This window comes from Symbiopectobacterium purcellii (assembly GCF_019797845.1).
In the GTDB taxonomy this organism is placed as follows: Bacteria; Pseudomonadota; Gammaproteobacteria; order Enterobacterales; family Enterobacteriaceae; genus Symbiopectobacterium; species Symbiopectobacterium purcellii.
The window spans coordinates 1,659,923-1,672,760 of sequence record NZ_CP081864.1 but is presented as its reverse complement, the minus strand read 5'-3'; the positions used below and the strand labels follow the sequence as shown (position 1 = coordinate 1,672,760).

The 12,838-nt window shown below is 55.7% G+C and carries 11 protein-coding genes and 1 pseudogene; 5 read left to right on the top strand and 7 right to left on the bottom strand.

Annotated elements, in window-relative coordinates:
• Positions 1–10 precede the first annotated feature (10 nt).
• The 4 genes from bioD to bioB are packed head-to-tail and all read right to left on the bottom strand — an operon-like array spanning position 11 to position 3,653.
• The gene (gene bioD / locus K6K13_RS07725) at positions 11–691 is read right to left on the bottom strand and encodes a dethiobiotin synthase (RefSeq protein ID WP_222160259.1); all 681 of its coding nucleotides are present in this window, start codon (positions 689–691) and stop codon (positions 11–13) included.
• Entirely contained in the window at positions 684–1,445 is a 762-nt protein-coding gene (gene bioC / locus K6K13_RS07720; RefSeq protein WP_222160258.1) for a malonyl-ACP O-methyltransferase BioC, read from the bottom strand. Before bioC ends, bioD begins: the two co-directional genes overlap by 8 nt.
• Positions 1,438–2,610, bottom strand: a complete 1,173-nt coding sequence (gene bioF / locus K6K13_RS07715) for an 8-amino-7-oxononanoate synthase (RefSeq protein WP_222160256.1) — start codon at positions 2,608–2,610, stop codon at positions 1,438–1,440. Before bioF ends, bioC begins: the two co-directional genes overlap by 8 nt.
• A 5-nt stretch (positions 2,611–2,615) precedes the next feature.
• A complete protein-coding gene (gene bioB / locus K6K13_RS07710; RefSeq protein WP_222160255.1) occupies positions 2,616–3,653 on the bottom strand; it encodes a biotin synthase BioB in 1,038 nt (345 codons plus the stop codon).
• 132 nt (positions 3,654–3,785) lie between these two features.
• Between bioB and bioA the strand changes: the two genes are divergently transcribed.
• The 5 genes from bioA (at position 3,786) to K6K13_RS07685 (ending at position 9,280) form a co-directional block, all read left to right on the top strand.
• Positions 3,786–5,078, top strand: a complete 1,293-nt coding sequence (gene bioA / locus K6K13_RS07705) for an adenosylmethionine--8-amino-7-oxononanoate transaminase (protein WP_222160254.1) — start codon at positions 3,786–3,788, stop codon at positions 5,076–5,078.
• Positions 5,079–5,219: 141 nt separating this feature from the next.
• Positions 5,220–5,630: a CidA/LrgA family protein gene (locus K6K13_RS07700; RefSeq protein WP_222160253.1), complete on the top strand. Its 411-nt coding sequence runs from the start codon at positions 5,220–5,222 to the stop codon at positions 5,628–5,630.
• Positions 5,630–6,325, top strand: a complete 696-nt coding sequence (locus K6K13_RS07695) for a CidB/LrgB family autolysis modulator (RefSeq protein ID WP_222161006.1) — start codon at positions 5,630–5,632, stop codon at positions 6,323–6,325. Before K6K13_RS07700 ends, K6K13_RS07695 begins: the two co-directional genes overlap by 1 nt.
• A gap of 189 nt (positions 6,326–6,514) precedes the next feature.
• Entirely contained in the window at positions 6,515–7,402 is an 888-nt protein-coding gene (cdd, locus tag K6K13_RS07690) for a cytidine deaminase (RefSeq protein ID WP_222160252.1), read from the top strand.
• 180 nt (positions 7,403–7,582) lie between these two features.
• Positions 7,583–9,280, top strand: coding sequence for an NAD-dependent malic enzyme (locus K6K13_RS07685; protein WP_222160251.1), 1,698 nt, complete (start codon positions 7,583–7,585; stop codon positions 9,278–9,280).
• 61 nt (positions 9,281–9,341) lie between these two features.
• Here K6K13_RS07685 and gsiD read toward each other — a convergent pair whose 3' ends face one another.
• The 3 genes and pseudogenes from gsiD to gsiB form a co-directional block, all read right to left on the bottom strand.
• Positions 9,342–10,247, bottom strand: a complete 906-nt coding sequence (gsiD, locus tag K6K13_RS07680; protein WP_222160250.1) for a glutathione ABC transporter permease GsiD — start codon at positions 10,245–10,247, stop codon at positions 9,342–9,344.
• Positions 10,248–10,256: 9 nt separating this feature from the next.
• Positions 10,257–11,177, bottom strand: coding sequence for a glutathione ABC transporter permease GsiC (gene gsiC / locus K6K13_RS07675; protein WP_222160249.1), 921 nt, complete (start codon positions 11,175–11,177; stop codon positions 10,257–10,259).
• Between the two features lie 134 nt (positions 11,178–11,311).
• Positions 11,312–12,799, bottom strand: a pseudogene (gene gsiB, locus K6K13_RS07670) (glutathione ABC transporter substrate-binding protein GsiB).
• Between the last annotated feature and the right edge of the window lie 39 nt (positions 12,800–12,838).

The window sequence follows — 12,838 nt, the reverse complement described above, 5'->3', positions numbered from 1 at the left end:
ATAATGATATTCAGGCACACAATAGAGAAATATCCAAATACGCCCCCAAATTTAGTGTATGTGGCGTATCGATATAGGGTATTTCGCCGAGCAACGGCGCGTGAAGATGGTGTTGCAGCGTTTCCAGATAATCGTGATGCCAGCGTCCAGCCGGTTGAATATCGTTGGCAATCCAGCCCGCCAGCGTCAACCCTGACTGCGCAACGGCCTGCGCCGTCAATAACGCGTGATTGATGCAGCCCAGCTTGATGCCTACCACCAGAATCACTGGCAGTTGCTCATGCTGTACCCAATCGGCAAACGTCTGCTGTGCTGTCAGTGGCGTGAACCAGCCCCCCGCCCCTTCAACCAGCACCCAATCGGCCTTTTCGGTCAAAGCCGCCAGACCGCACGACATCACCGCGAAATCAATGGACCGCTGCTCAACCCGGCTCACGATATGCGGCGAGGTGGGCTCAATAAACACCAACGGGTTGACCTCATCGTAAGTGAGCGACACGCTGCTGCACGCTTGCAGATGGCAAGCATCTTCATTACGAATGCCCTGCGGAGTCATTGCCGCCCCGGAAGCGACTGGCTTATAGCCTGCACAGCGGTAGCCCGCCCGCGCAGCGGCCTGTAGTAATGCGCCGCTGGCGATGGTTTTGCCCACCTCAGTGTCTGTTCCGGTAATAAACCAACGTTTAGTCACGATAAATAATCCCATAAACCAAATGATAACTGAGGGGAAAGCCGCCCGGTGCCGCCGGATAAACCTGTGCCAGCGCTTGCAACCGCCGCCGGGTAAGCAAACCGCGCGAACGGTCGCCATGGAGCCAGGTGGCCCCAATCCCTTTCAACGAGTGCATCACATCGCTCACGGTGGCAAAACGGTAGCTCAGGGTATGCGGGTAGAGCCGATGGCGATAAGGGCGGCAGGCATCAGCGATCTGTGCCAACGGTAAAAAATCATTAACGCGTTTTGAACCATCCAGGCTCAGCCACGCCTGTGCCAGCTCGCCGAGGGAACCTTCAGCCAGTGTGGAAAACACCACCGCACCACCGGGGCGCGTGGCCCGATAACAGGCTGCGATGGCACGCGGCAGATCGTCGCACCATTGCACCGCCAGATTACTGAAACAGAGATCGACGCTGGCATCCGCTAACGGTAAATGTTCAATGTCCCCTTGTATGTAAACATCGGCACTGTGTTCAACGGCCGCTTGTTGTAGCATGCCAACTGAAAGATCCAAGGCGATCACCTGCTTACCCAACGCGCGCCAGCGTTGACTAAAATGGCCGGTGCCACAGCCCGCATCCAGTATCCGCGGCCCGGCAAGCGGCAGCGCCAAGGTCATCAGATACTCACCGCTGGTACGTTGCAGCTCGGCAAATCGGGTGTAGCGCTGCGCCGCACGACCAAAAGCCTGCGCAATGGCCCGTTTGTTATGCAATTGATCACTCATTGGCACCCTCTTCTTGCTCATGCGCTGCCGTGTGCAAAGCGGAAAGCAGACGAGCGATATCCTCATCCGTATGGCTGGCCGTCAGCGTAATCCGCAGCCGTGCACTACCGGGCGGCACGGTAGGTGGACGCATCGCACTCACCCAGAATCCCTGTTCACGTAAACGCTGTGCTACGCGCAACGCGGCAGCGTTGTCGCCGACGATCAACGGTTGAATAGCACTTTGCGAAGGCATTAAGGTAAAGGGCAAATCCCCGGCCCCGGCGCGAAACTGAGCAATATGGCGGCCTAGCCTGTCACGTAGCGCATCGCCCTGCTGAATACAGGACAACGCTGCGCGCAATGCGCAAGCCTGAGCCGGTGGCATGCTGGTGCTATAGATCAGATGGCGGGCAAACTGTAAGAAATAGTCAGCCACCGATTCACTGCACAACAGCGCAGCCCCGCTCACGCCAAACGCCTTACCGAAGGTCACGACCAGCAGTTCGGGTTGTATCCCCTGCTGCCAGCAACTGCCACGGCCTTGCTCACCGCACACGCCTACCCCGTGCGCATCATCCACCATCAGCCAGGCACCGCGTGCCTGCGTCAACGCATGCAGTGCTCCCAGCGGCGCACTGTCACCGTCCATACTGAAAATGCCTTCTGTGACAGCAAGGGTTTCGCCCGGGCAATCGCCTTCCAACAGACGTTGCAGCGCTGCCGGCTGGTTGTGCGCAAAGCGCCGCAGGGTAGCCGGTGACTGGGCCGCGGCTTCCAGTAATGACGCATGGCTGAGCTTGTCCGCCAGAATGCGATCTTGCGACTGCATCAGAGCGGCAACTACCGCCTGGTTCGCGGCATAGCCGGAGACAAACAGCAGCGCACGCGGGTAACCCAGCCATTGCGCCAGTTCCCCCTCCAACGCGGCATGCGCATCGGTATACCCCGTGACATGCCCTGAACCGCCGCTGCCCACACCATAGCGCGTTGCACCGGTTTGCCAGGCGTCAATAATGGCCGGATGCTGGCTTAATCCCAGGTAGTCATTACTGGAGAAATTCAGATAGCGTTGCCCCTGCTGCGTCAACCACCGTCCACCGCCCTGATTAACCATACGTGAGCGGTAAGCATCTTGCTCACGGCGCGTTATCAGCGCTGCGTCTATACGTTTTTGCCATCCCATCGGCGTCACACGGCAGCGTTATAGAACTGTTCGGTATCGGCTTCCAGCACCTGCTGCGCCAGTCGCATCTGCTGTTGATTGTCACCGGCCTCCGTTTCCGTTTGCTGCGGATTGAGACCCAGTTTGCGAAACAGGATCAAATCCTTATCTTCTTTCGGATTGGGGGTGGTCAGCAATTTGCAGCCATAAAAAATGGAGTTGGCACCGGCCATAAAGCACATGGCCTGGGTCTGTTCACTCATCTGTTCGCGACCGGCGGACAGGCGCACGTGAGAGGTCGGCATCATGATACGTGCGACGGCGATGGTGCGGATAAAATCGAAAGGTTCAACGTCGTCGTTATTTTCCAGCGGCGTGCCTTTGACTTTCACCAGCATATTGATCGGTACGCTTTCCGGCGGCGTAGGCAGGTTTGCCAGTTGCAACAGCAATCCGGCGCGATCGCGGACGGTTTCGCCCAATCCGACAATACCGCCGGAGCAGACTTTGATTCCTGCGTGACGCACTTTATCCAGCGTATCCAGCCGCTCTTGGTAGGTACGAGTGGTGATGATACTGCCGTAGAACTCCGGTGAGGTGTCCAGGTTATGGTTATAGAAATCCAGCCCGGCGTCAGCCAGTCGTTCCGCTTGATCGCCGTGCAACGTGCCTAACGTCATGCAGGTTTCCATTCCCATTTCCTTAACGCCTTTCACCATCTGTTGCAGATAAGGCATATCGCGCTCATGGGGATTTTTCCATGCGGCGCCCATACAAAAACGGGTTGAGCCAGCCGCTTTAGCCTGACGCGCGGAGTCCAGCACCTGCTCGACCTGCATCAATCGCTCCGCCTCCAGCCCGGTGCGATAACGCGCACTCTGCGGACAATACTTGCAATCTTCCGGGCAGGCACCGGTTTTGATAGAGAGCAGCGTGCTTACCTGCACCTGACGCGGATCGAAGTGCTGGCGGTGCACCTGCTGCGCTTCAAACATCAGCTCTAAAAACGGTTTATCAAACAGTTGTTGCGCTTGCTCCAGCGTCCAGTGAATACGTTCTGCCATATGGTTGGCCTCTTTGTTCAACAGGGTGCCATGCCGCCGCGGCGACATGAAAATGTGGCGTAAGTGTAAATGACAACGTTATACTGTAAACCACATGAGTTTGAATTTAGTTTACAATACGGTTTATTGATAATGTTGCTTTCAAATGCAGACCTGGAATTTGATCAACGCCATATCTGGCATCCTTACACCTCAATGACACACCCCCTTCCCTGTTATCCAGTAGTCGCAGCCCACGGGTATCATCTGGAACTGGACGATGGGCGAGAACTGGTGGATGGCATGTCTTCCTGGTGGGCGGCGATCCACGGCTACAACCACCCGCGGCTGAACCAGGCGTTGCAGCAGCAGATAAGCCAAATGTCGCACGTGATGTTTGGCGGCATTACCCATCCTCAAGCCATCGCGCTGTGCCAGCAGCTGGTCACGATTACTCCTGAGCCGTTGGAGTGCGTGTTTCTGGCCGACTCCGGCTCGGTGGCCGTGGAAGTGGCGCTCAAAATGGCGCTGCAATATTGGCAGGCGCGCGGCGAGCGCCGGGCGCGCTTTTTAACCCTGCGTCACGGCTATCATGGCGATACCTTTGGCGCGATGTCGGTGTGTGACCCGCACAATGCCATGCACAGCCTCTATCAGGGGTATCTGCCTGAACACCTGTTTGCCGATGCGCCGCGCAGCCGTTTTGACGGCGAGTGGCATGAATCTGATATCCAGCCGTTGCGCGCTCAATTGGAAGCGCACTGTCACGACATCGCCGCCGTTATCCTTGAACCGGTGGTTCAGGGCGCAGGCGGGATGCGTATCTACCACCCCACTTACCTCAAGCGCGTGCGCGAGTTGTGCGATCAATACGGTATCTTGCTGATAGCAGACGAAATAGCCACCGGATTTGGCCGCACGGGCACGCTGTTTGCCTGTGAGCATGCCGATATTGCCCCCGACATCCTCTGTCTGGGTAAAGCGCTGACCGGAGGATACCTGACGCTGTCGGCCACCTTGACCACGCGAAACGTCGCAGACACCATCAGCAACGGCGAGGCCGGTTGTTTCATGCACGGCCCGACCTTTATGGCTAACCCTCTGGCCTGTGCGGCAGCCAATGCCAGTCTGGCGTTGCTGGCTGACGGGGAATGGCAGACACAGGTGATGGCGATTGAGCGCCAACTGCGCGCGGAATTACTGCCATTACAAGATACCGCGCTGGTGGCGGACGTGCGCGTTTTGGGCGCGATTGGCGTATTGGAAACCACACGTCCGGTGAACGTGGCGCGCGTGCAGCGCTTTTTTGTCGAGCGCGGTGTCTGGATACGCCCTTTTGGCAAGCTACTGTATGTAATGCCGCCCTATATTATTTCGCAACAGGCTTTAACACGCTTGACCAGCGCCCTGCGTGACGCCGTACAGCAGCCCGAACTGTTTCAATAACACTCAGTCTCGATAACAATCAGTTTCAATAACAACCGGTTTCACTAACAGCGGGGAAAGTCAGCGGGAAAAACCTGTGATCTGTGGCACACCAAATTGATTAGCGCTATGATAATCGCCTCAGCTTATCAGGAACTTCCCATGCGTAATACGACAATCCTTTGCGGGCAGTATTTACGCGCTTTCGCACTAATTTATCTGTGTCTGTTCGCAGGTAATGCGATATCCGCGTTACTCCCGCTGACTATTCCCGGCAGCATTATCGGTATGCTCATCCTCTTTGCCCTGCTGGCTTCGCAGATACTTCCTGCGCCCTGGGTAAAACCCGGCTGCCATTTGATGATTCGCTACATGGCGCTGCTGTTTGTGCCTATCGGCGTGGGCGTCATGAATTACTATGATCTGCTGAGCAAGCAGTTTGGCCCTCTTGTGGTGTCATGTCTTATCAGTACGTTGGTGGTGATGCTGGTCGTCGGCTTTTGCACGCAGTTGATGCAACGTGAACACATTATCACTACGCACGAGACGCCGGATGAGGAAGCGAAAAAATGATGCTGTCCAACATCTGGTGGTCATTGCCCCTGACCTTGCTGACCTTCTTTGCGGCGCGTAAGTTGGCGATAAAATGCAAAATGCCACTGCTAAACCCGCTGCTGGTATCCATGGCTATCCTGATTCCGGTATTGCTGCTGCTCAATATCCCTTACGAAAACTACTTTGCGGGCAGTAAAGTGCTGAACGATCTGTTGCAGCCCGCAGTGGTAGCGTTAGCGTTTCCGCTCTATGAGCAGCTTCATCAAATCCGTGCGCGTTGGAAATCCATCATCAGCGTCTGCTTTATCGGCAGCATGGCGGCCATTATTTCCGGTACGATCATTGCGCTGTGGTTAGGCGCGACGCCCGAGATTGCTGCATCAGTGCTGCCTAAATCGGTAACCACGCCCATCGCCATGGCGGTCGCAAGCACCATCGGCGGCATTCCCGCCATCAGCGCGGTTTGTGTGATTTTTGTCGGCATTCTCGGTGCAGTGTTCGGGCACACGTTGTTTAATCGCGTGGGCATTCGCACCAAGGCAGCGCGCGGACTCGCCATGGGCACGGCGTCACACGCGCTGGGCACGGCCCGCTGCGTCGAGATCGATTTTCAGGAAGGGGCGTTCAGTTCTTTGGCTCTGGTGATTTGTGGCATCATGACCTCGCTGATTGCGCCTTTCATCTTTCCGCTGCTGGTACAACTGTTTCACTAGCGACAGAGACGATGCAGACGGCGCGATAATCGCAGCGCCGTTGCATTCTGCTCGATAATTTGAGATATATCGCGCAGAATGCATCTTAATTTCAATAGGTTCACGTTCGACGAGATACTGCTCACGATTTATTGATAGGCTACTTTTTACCCTGACAACAAACAATAATGGCAAAAAGAGTACATCGCTATGCACCCACGATATCACGCCCCTTTTGCACAACTTTCTGACACACTGCAACACGCTTTGCTGCCGATACTTGAACGCCCCGACTTTGTCGGGATGCTGCTGGCTGACGACGTAACGACCCTGTGTACCCAGTGCGATCTGACGCCGGAGACGTTGGCCTACGCCTTGCTCCCTCTTGCGGCAGCTTGCGCCATTGCCCCTATTTCGCATTTTCAAGTGGGTGCCGTTGCCCAAGGCGAAAGCGGCAACCTCTACTTTGGTGCCAACATGGAGTTCACCGCCGTGCCGTTGCAACAAACACTGCACGCGGAGCAGAGCGCCATCGCCCATGCCTGGCTGCGCCAGGAACGCGGTTTGACCAGTATCACGGTCAACTACACGCCCTGCGGGCACTGCCGTCAGTTTATGAATGAACTGAACCGGGCAAACACGCTGCACATCCACCTGCCGGGGCGCGAACCTGCACAGCTGCACCACTATTTACCCGATGCCTTTGGACCGCAGGATCTGAACATCACCACGCTATTGATGGATCCAGTCAATCACGGGCGCACCCTGCTCGATGCCGATCTGCTGGCGCAGACCGCATTGGACGCGGCCAACCGCAGCCATGCGCCTTACAGCAATGCGTTGAGCGGCGTCGCGCTGGAAACCGAACGCGGCACGGTGTATACCGGGCGCTACGCAGAAAATGCGGCGTTCAACCCCAGCCTGCCGCCGCTTCAGGTGGCGTTGAATCTGATGAATCTGGCCGGTGAAGATATTCACAGCGTGCGTCGCGCCGCACTGGTCGAGCCACGTAATACCACCATTAGTCAGTGGGTGATGTTGCAAATTATTCTGGCTGAAGCTGGGTGTACCGACGTTCAGCAACACTTTATCGACTGATACAGTGCACAAGAATGCTGAACAAACGGGGGAGCATTGACAAAATGTTGTGACGCAAGTCATGTGTAACTATTTTAATTAACATTTTCTGTACATATTTTTTGGGTAATTTAAGATCCGCGCTGTCATGTCGTGTCATTACCTAAATTCGTTTCTGTTACCCAAAGAGTAAGAAAAGTCATGGAATTAGAATACGAAAGCAAACGCGCACTCTACATCCCTTATGCTGGCCCTATCCTGTTGGAATTTCCGTTGCTGAACAAAGGCAGCGCCTTCACCAATGAAGAGCGTGCCAACTTCAACCTCCATGGTCTGTTGCCTGAAGCCGTGGAGACCATTGAAGAGCAGGCAGAACGTGCCTGGCGTCAGTATCAGGAATTCAAAAATGATATGGAGAAGCACGTCTACCTGCGTAATATTCAGGATACTAACGAGACGCTGTTTTACCGCCTGCTGGACGCACACCTGACCGAAATGATGCCGATCATCTACACCCCAACGGTCGGTCAGGCGTGCGAACACTTCTCAGATATTTATCGTCGTGCCCGCGGCTTGTTTATCTCCTATCCGAACCGTGAAAACATCGATGACATGTTGCAAAACGCCACCAAGCAGAACGTGAAGGTGATCGTGGTCACCGACGGTGAGCGTATCCTTGGTCTGGGCGATCAGGGCATCGGCGGCATGGGTATCCCTATCGGCAAGCTGGCACTGTACACCGCCTGTGGCGGCATCAGCCCGGCCTATACCCTGCCGGTAGTGCTGGATGTGGGCACCAACAACCCGCAGCGCCTGAACGATCCGCTCTATATGGGCTGGCGTCACCCGCGCATTACCGGCGAAGAATACGATGCCTTCGTGGAAGAATTCATTCAGGCGGTGAAACGCCGCTGGCCGAATGTGTTGCTGCAATTTGAAGACTTTGCGCAAAACAACGCCACGACGCTGTTAAACCGTTACCGTGATGAAATCTGCTGCTTTAACGATGACATTCAAGGCACCGCCGCCGTGGCGCTGGGCAGCCTGATTGCCGCCAGCCGTGCTGCTGGCACACAGCTGCGCGATCAAACGGTCACCTTCCTGGGTGCCGGTTCCGCCGGTTGCGGTATCGCGGAGCAAATTATCGCGCAGATGAAATCTGAAGGTCTGAGCGAAGAAGAAGCGCGTGCTCGCGTGTTTATGGTGGATCGCTTCGGCCTGCTAACCGACAAACTGCCGAATCTGCTCGATTTCCAGAGCAAACTGGTGCAGAAGAGCGAACTGCTGAGCGAGTGGGACGTTGCCAGCGATGCGATCTCGCTGCTGGAAGTGGTGCGCAACGCCAAGCCGACCATCCTGATTGGCGTCTCCGGCCAGCCGGGTCTGTTCACGGAAGAGATCATTCGCGAGATGCATACCCATTGTGCGCGCCCTATCGTGATGCCACTTTCCAACCCGACCTCCCGCGTGGAAGCGCGTCCGGAAGATATTATCCGCTGGACCGACGGTGCCGCACTGGTCGCAACCGGAAGCCCGTTTGCGCCGGTCAAGCACAAGGACACCCTGTTCCCGATTGCCCAATGTAACAACTCCTATATCTTCCCCGGTATTGGCCTGGGCGTGCTGGCTTGTGGTGCCAAACGCATCACCGATGGCATGCTGATGGCTGCCAGCCGCGCTTTGGCCGATTGTTCGCCGCTGGCCAACAACGGCGAAGGTGCTTTGCTGCCTGACCTGGAAGATATTCAGGATGTGTCTCGCCGTATCGCGATGGACGTAGCAAAAGCCGCGCAGTTGCAGGGCGTCGCAGAAGTGACTTCCAGCGATACGCTGGCGAAGGCGATTACGCATAACTTCTGGCAACCGCAATACCGCAGCTATAAGCGCACCTCGTTCTAAGCGTTTCAGTTACCTAAAACACAACGGCCCCGATACCGGGGCCGTTTTTATTTGCGCTGAACTAGGGGCGTAATTTGGGATCGAGCGCATCGAGCAAACCATCCCCCAGCACATTAAACGCCAGCACGGTCAGGAAAATCGCCAGACTGGGAAACAACGCCACGTGCGGCGCCATCACCATATCGGCCCTGGCTTCGTTAAGCATCGCGCCCCACTCCGGCGTCGGTGGCTGCGCCCCCAGACCAAGAAAAGAGAGGCTAGCCGCCGTAATGATCGACATGCCCACACGCATTGAAAAATAGACCACAATCGACGAAAAGGTGCCGGGAAGAATGTGCCGCAATAAAATGGTGCTGTCGGAGGCGCCAAGGCTACGCGCCGATTCCACATAGGTTTGCTGTTTCAACACCAAGGTATTACCACGTACCAGACGCGCAAAAGCAGGAATGCTGAAAATCGCCACGGCGAAAATCACATTGGCCATACCGCTGCCCATCACCGCGACCACGGCAATCGCCAGCAGGATGCCCGGAAAGGCAAATAATACGTCGCACATGCGCATAATCAGCCGATCCCATCCCCCTTCATAGTAACCGGCCACCAGCCCCAGCAAGGTACCGATAACCATGCCAACTACCACGGACAAAATACCTGCCGCCAGCGAAATACGCGCGCCAAGCAGAATACGACTGAAGATATCGCGACCCAGCGCATCGACGCCGAGCCAATGCAACGAAGAAGGCCCCTCGTTCAAACGGTCATAATCGAAATAGTTTTCCGCATCGAACGGAGCCAGATAAGGCGCGAGTAGCGCTACGGCAATCAGTAGCACCACAAACACGCCGGCCATCACGGCGGTGCGCTGCAATAAAAAACGTCGCCAAAACTCACCGAGCGGCGTGCGGATGGTGGTTTCCCGCAGCAGCGGCAGCGTTGCCAGCACGGCCTTACGTCGCCAATGTTTCATCGCGGTTCCTTATCGATAGCGAATTGACGGGTTGATTGCCGCATAAAGCACATCCACCAGCAGGTTAATGATAATAAACTCCAGTGAGAACAACAGCACCAATCCCTGAATCACGGGGTAATCGCGCATCTCCACCGCGTCCACCAACAAGCGCCCTAACCCCGGCCAGTTAAACACTTTTTCCACCACGATAGACCCGCCCAGCAAAAAACCAAACTGAAGGCCCATCATCGTCACTACCGGGATCAACGCATTGCGCAGACCATGTTTGGTGATGACCAAAAATTCGCGGACCCCTTTGGCGCGTGCGGTGCGCATGTAATCTTCCTGCAGCACATCGGCAAAGGAGGCGCGCGTGAAACGCGCCATCACGGCGGCAACGGCAGCGCCCAGGGTGATTGAGGGCAAAATATAGTGACGCCAGCTCTCCGCACCGACGGTAGGTAACCAACCGAGCTCAACGGAAAACACTTGCATCAACAGCATTCCCAACGCAAACGATGGAAATGACAGGCCAGATACCGCAAGCGTCATCCCCAGCCGATCCGGCCAGCGATTGCGCCAGATAGCGGAAATCATCCCGATGCTCATTCCGAAGATAACCGCCCACACCATGCTGGTTAAAGTGAGCCAAAGCGTCGGCAAAAAGCGGATGGCAATCTCATTGGTGACCGGACGTTTAGAGGCCATTGAGGTGCCCAGATCCCCGTGTAACACATGGGTGAAAAAGCGCCAGAATTGCGCGTAGAGCGGTCTATCCAGACCCAAATCCTGCCGGACCATGGCAATCACGGCGGCATCAGCCTCACGCCCTGCCATCAGGCGAGCAGGATCGCCCGGCAGCAGGTGCACAAACATAAACACCACAACCAGCACAATCAGCAAGGTGGGGATCATGTCCAGCAGTCGTTTGAGGAAATAATTCAGCATAACAACATGATTATCCTTCTTGTTTCATTGTCTGGCATAGCGTTCGCCGCGCCTGGTTCCTCGCGCGACGGCAACACGGAAACGACCAGGTTCTCAGCCGCGTCTATTACGCGGCTGAGAAAACCCAGCGCCACTTATTGCGCCAAATCAGCCTCATCAAAACTGAATGCGGTATCAGGCATCACATAGAACCCACTCAGTTTCTTGCTGTTAGCTGAAACCAGCTGTTCCGTCACCAAAAACGCCCAAGGGGCATCCGCCCAGATTTTGTCCTGCGCGTCTTTATACAGTTTTTCCTTCTGCGCACGATCGGTAGTCTTCAACGCATTCGCCAGATCGGCATCCACCTGCTCACTGCTGTAAAACGCCGTATTAAACAGCGCCGGTGGCCAAGACGCCGTGGCAAACAACGGCGTCAGCGCCCAATCAGCTTCCCCGGTTGAGGCGGACCAGCCGGTGTAGAACAGACGCACGCCAGTCTCCTTCACGCCCTTACCTTCTACTTCGGCGGCACGCTGCCCGGCATCCATCGCCGTCACCTGCACTTTAATCCCCACCTGCGCCAACTGCTGCTGGGTGAATTGCAGTACTTTCTGCGCCGTACTGTGGTTATGCGATGCCCACAGTGTGGTGGTGAATCCATCCGGGTAGCCCGCTTCTTTCAACAGTTCGCGCGCTTTTGCCGGATCGTAAGGCCACGGTTGATACTGCTGGGCAAAATCGATGCTCTTTGGCAACGGTCCCTGTGACGGCACCGCGTAACCGGAGAATGCCACCTTGATTAACGCCTCTTTGTTGATGGCATAGTTAATCGCCTGCCGCACCTTGATATTGTCAAACGGCTTTTGAGTGACATTGAAGCTGATATAACGGTGCAAAATAGAAGGCGATGTCACCACCGCCAGTTGATCATTTTTCTCCAGCACCTTGGCCTGCTCAAACGGCACCGGGAACGCAAACTGTGCTTCGCCGGTCTGGAGCAGCGAGGCGCGGGTGTTGTTATCCACGACTGGACGTCAGGTAATACTGTCGAGTTTGGGTAGCCCGGCACGCCAATAACCGGAGAATTTCTCCACTTTCACATAGTCCGTCTGGTTCCAGGTGACAAACTTGTAAGGGCCAGTACCCACCGGATGAAAACCAATATCCTTACCGTATTGTTGCAATGCGGCAGGTGAAATAATCACCGCAGCAGGGTGTGCCAGGTTGTTGATAAAAGCCGAGAACGGCTGTTTCAGCACGATTTTTACCGTCTGCGGATCCACCACTTCTGTAGTGGCAATCACCTTGAACAGGTTATAACGTTTCAGGCGATTTTCCGGATTGCTGGCGCGATCGAGGTTCACCTTCACCGCCTGTGCATTGAAATCGGTGCCGTCATGAAATTTCACACCGGTATGCAGTTTGATGGTATAGGTCAGGTTGTCGTCGCTGACCTGATAGCTTTCGGCCAGCACGTTGACTAACTTCATGTCCTTATCGAAGCCAAACAGCCCCTGATAGAACGATTTTGCCACCGTTTGTGACAGGGTGTCGTTGGCATCGTAGGGATCGAGCGTGGTGAAGTTGGATGCCACAGCAATTACAGCATCTTTCGCCGCCCAGGCCGGTGCAGACGCCATCAAGGCTGCCGCCACTGCCAGCGCCCCCGCACGTTTGGC

Coding starts and splice junctions, on each gene's coding strand:
- bioA (WP_222160254.1), top strand. CDS start 3,786: ATGTTGCTTTCAAATGCAGACCTGGAATTTGATCAACGCCATATCTGG.
- gsiC (WP_222160249.1), bottom strand. CDS start 11,177: ATGCTGAATTATTTCCTCAAACGACTGCTGGACATGATCCCCACCTTG.
- bioB (WP_222160255.1), bottom strand. CDS start 3,653: ATGGCAGAACGTATTCACTGGACGCTGGAGCAAGCGCAACAACTGTTT.
- bioF (WP_222160256.1), bottom strand. CDS start 2,610: ATGGGATGGCAAAAACGTATAGACGCAGCGCTGATAACGCGCCGTGAG.
- bioC (WP_222160258.1), bottom strand. CDS start 1,445: ATGAGTGATCAATTGCATAACAAACGGGCCATTGCGCAGGCTTTTGGT.
- K6K13_RS07695 (WP_222161006.1), top strand. CDS start 5,630: ATGCTGTCCAACATCTGGTGGTCATTGCCCCTGACCTTGCTGACCTTC.
- gsiD (WP_222160250.1), bottom strand. CDS start 10,247: ATGAAACATTGGCGACGTAAGGCCGTGCTGGCAACGCTGCCGCTGCTG.
- K6K13_RS07685 (WP_222160251.1), top strand. CDS start 7,583: ATGGAATTAGAATACGAAAGCAAACGCGCACTCTACATCCCTTATGCT.
- cdd (WP_222160252.1), top strand. CDS start 6,515: ATGCACCCACGATATCACGCCCCTTTTGCACAACTTTCTGACACACTG.
- K6K13_RS07700 (WP_222160253.1), top strand. CDS start 5,220: ATGCGTAATACGACAATCCTTTGCGGGCAGTATTTACGCGCTTTCGCA.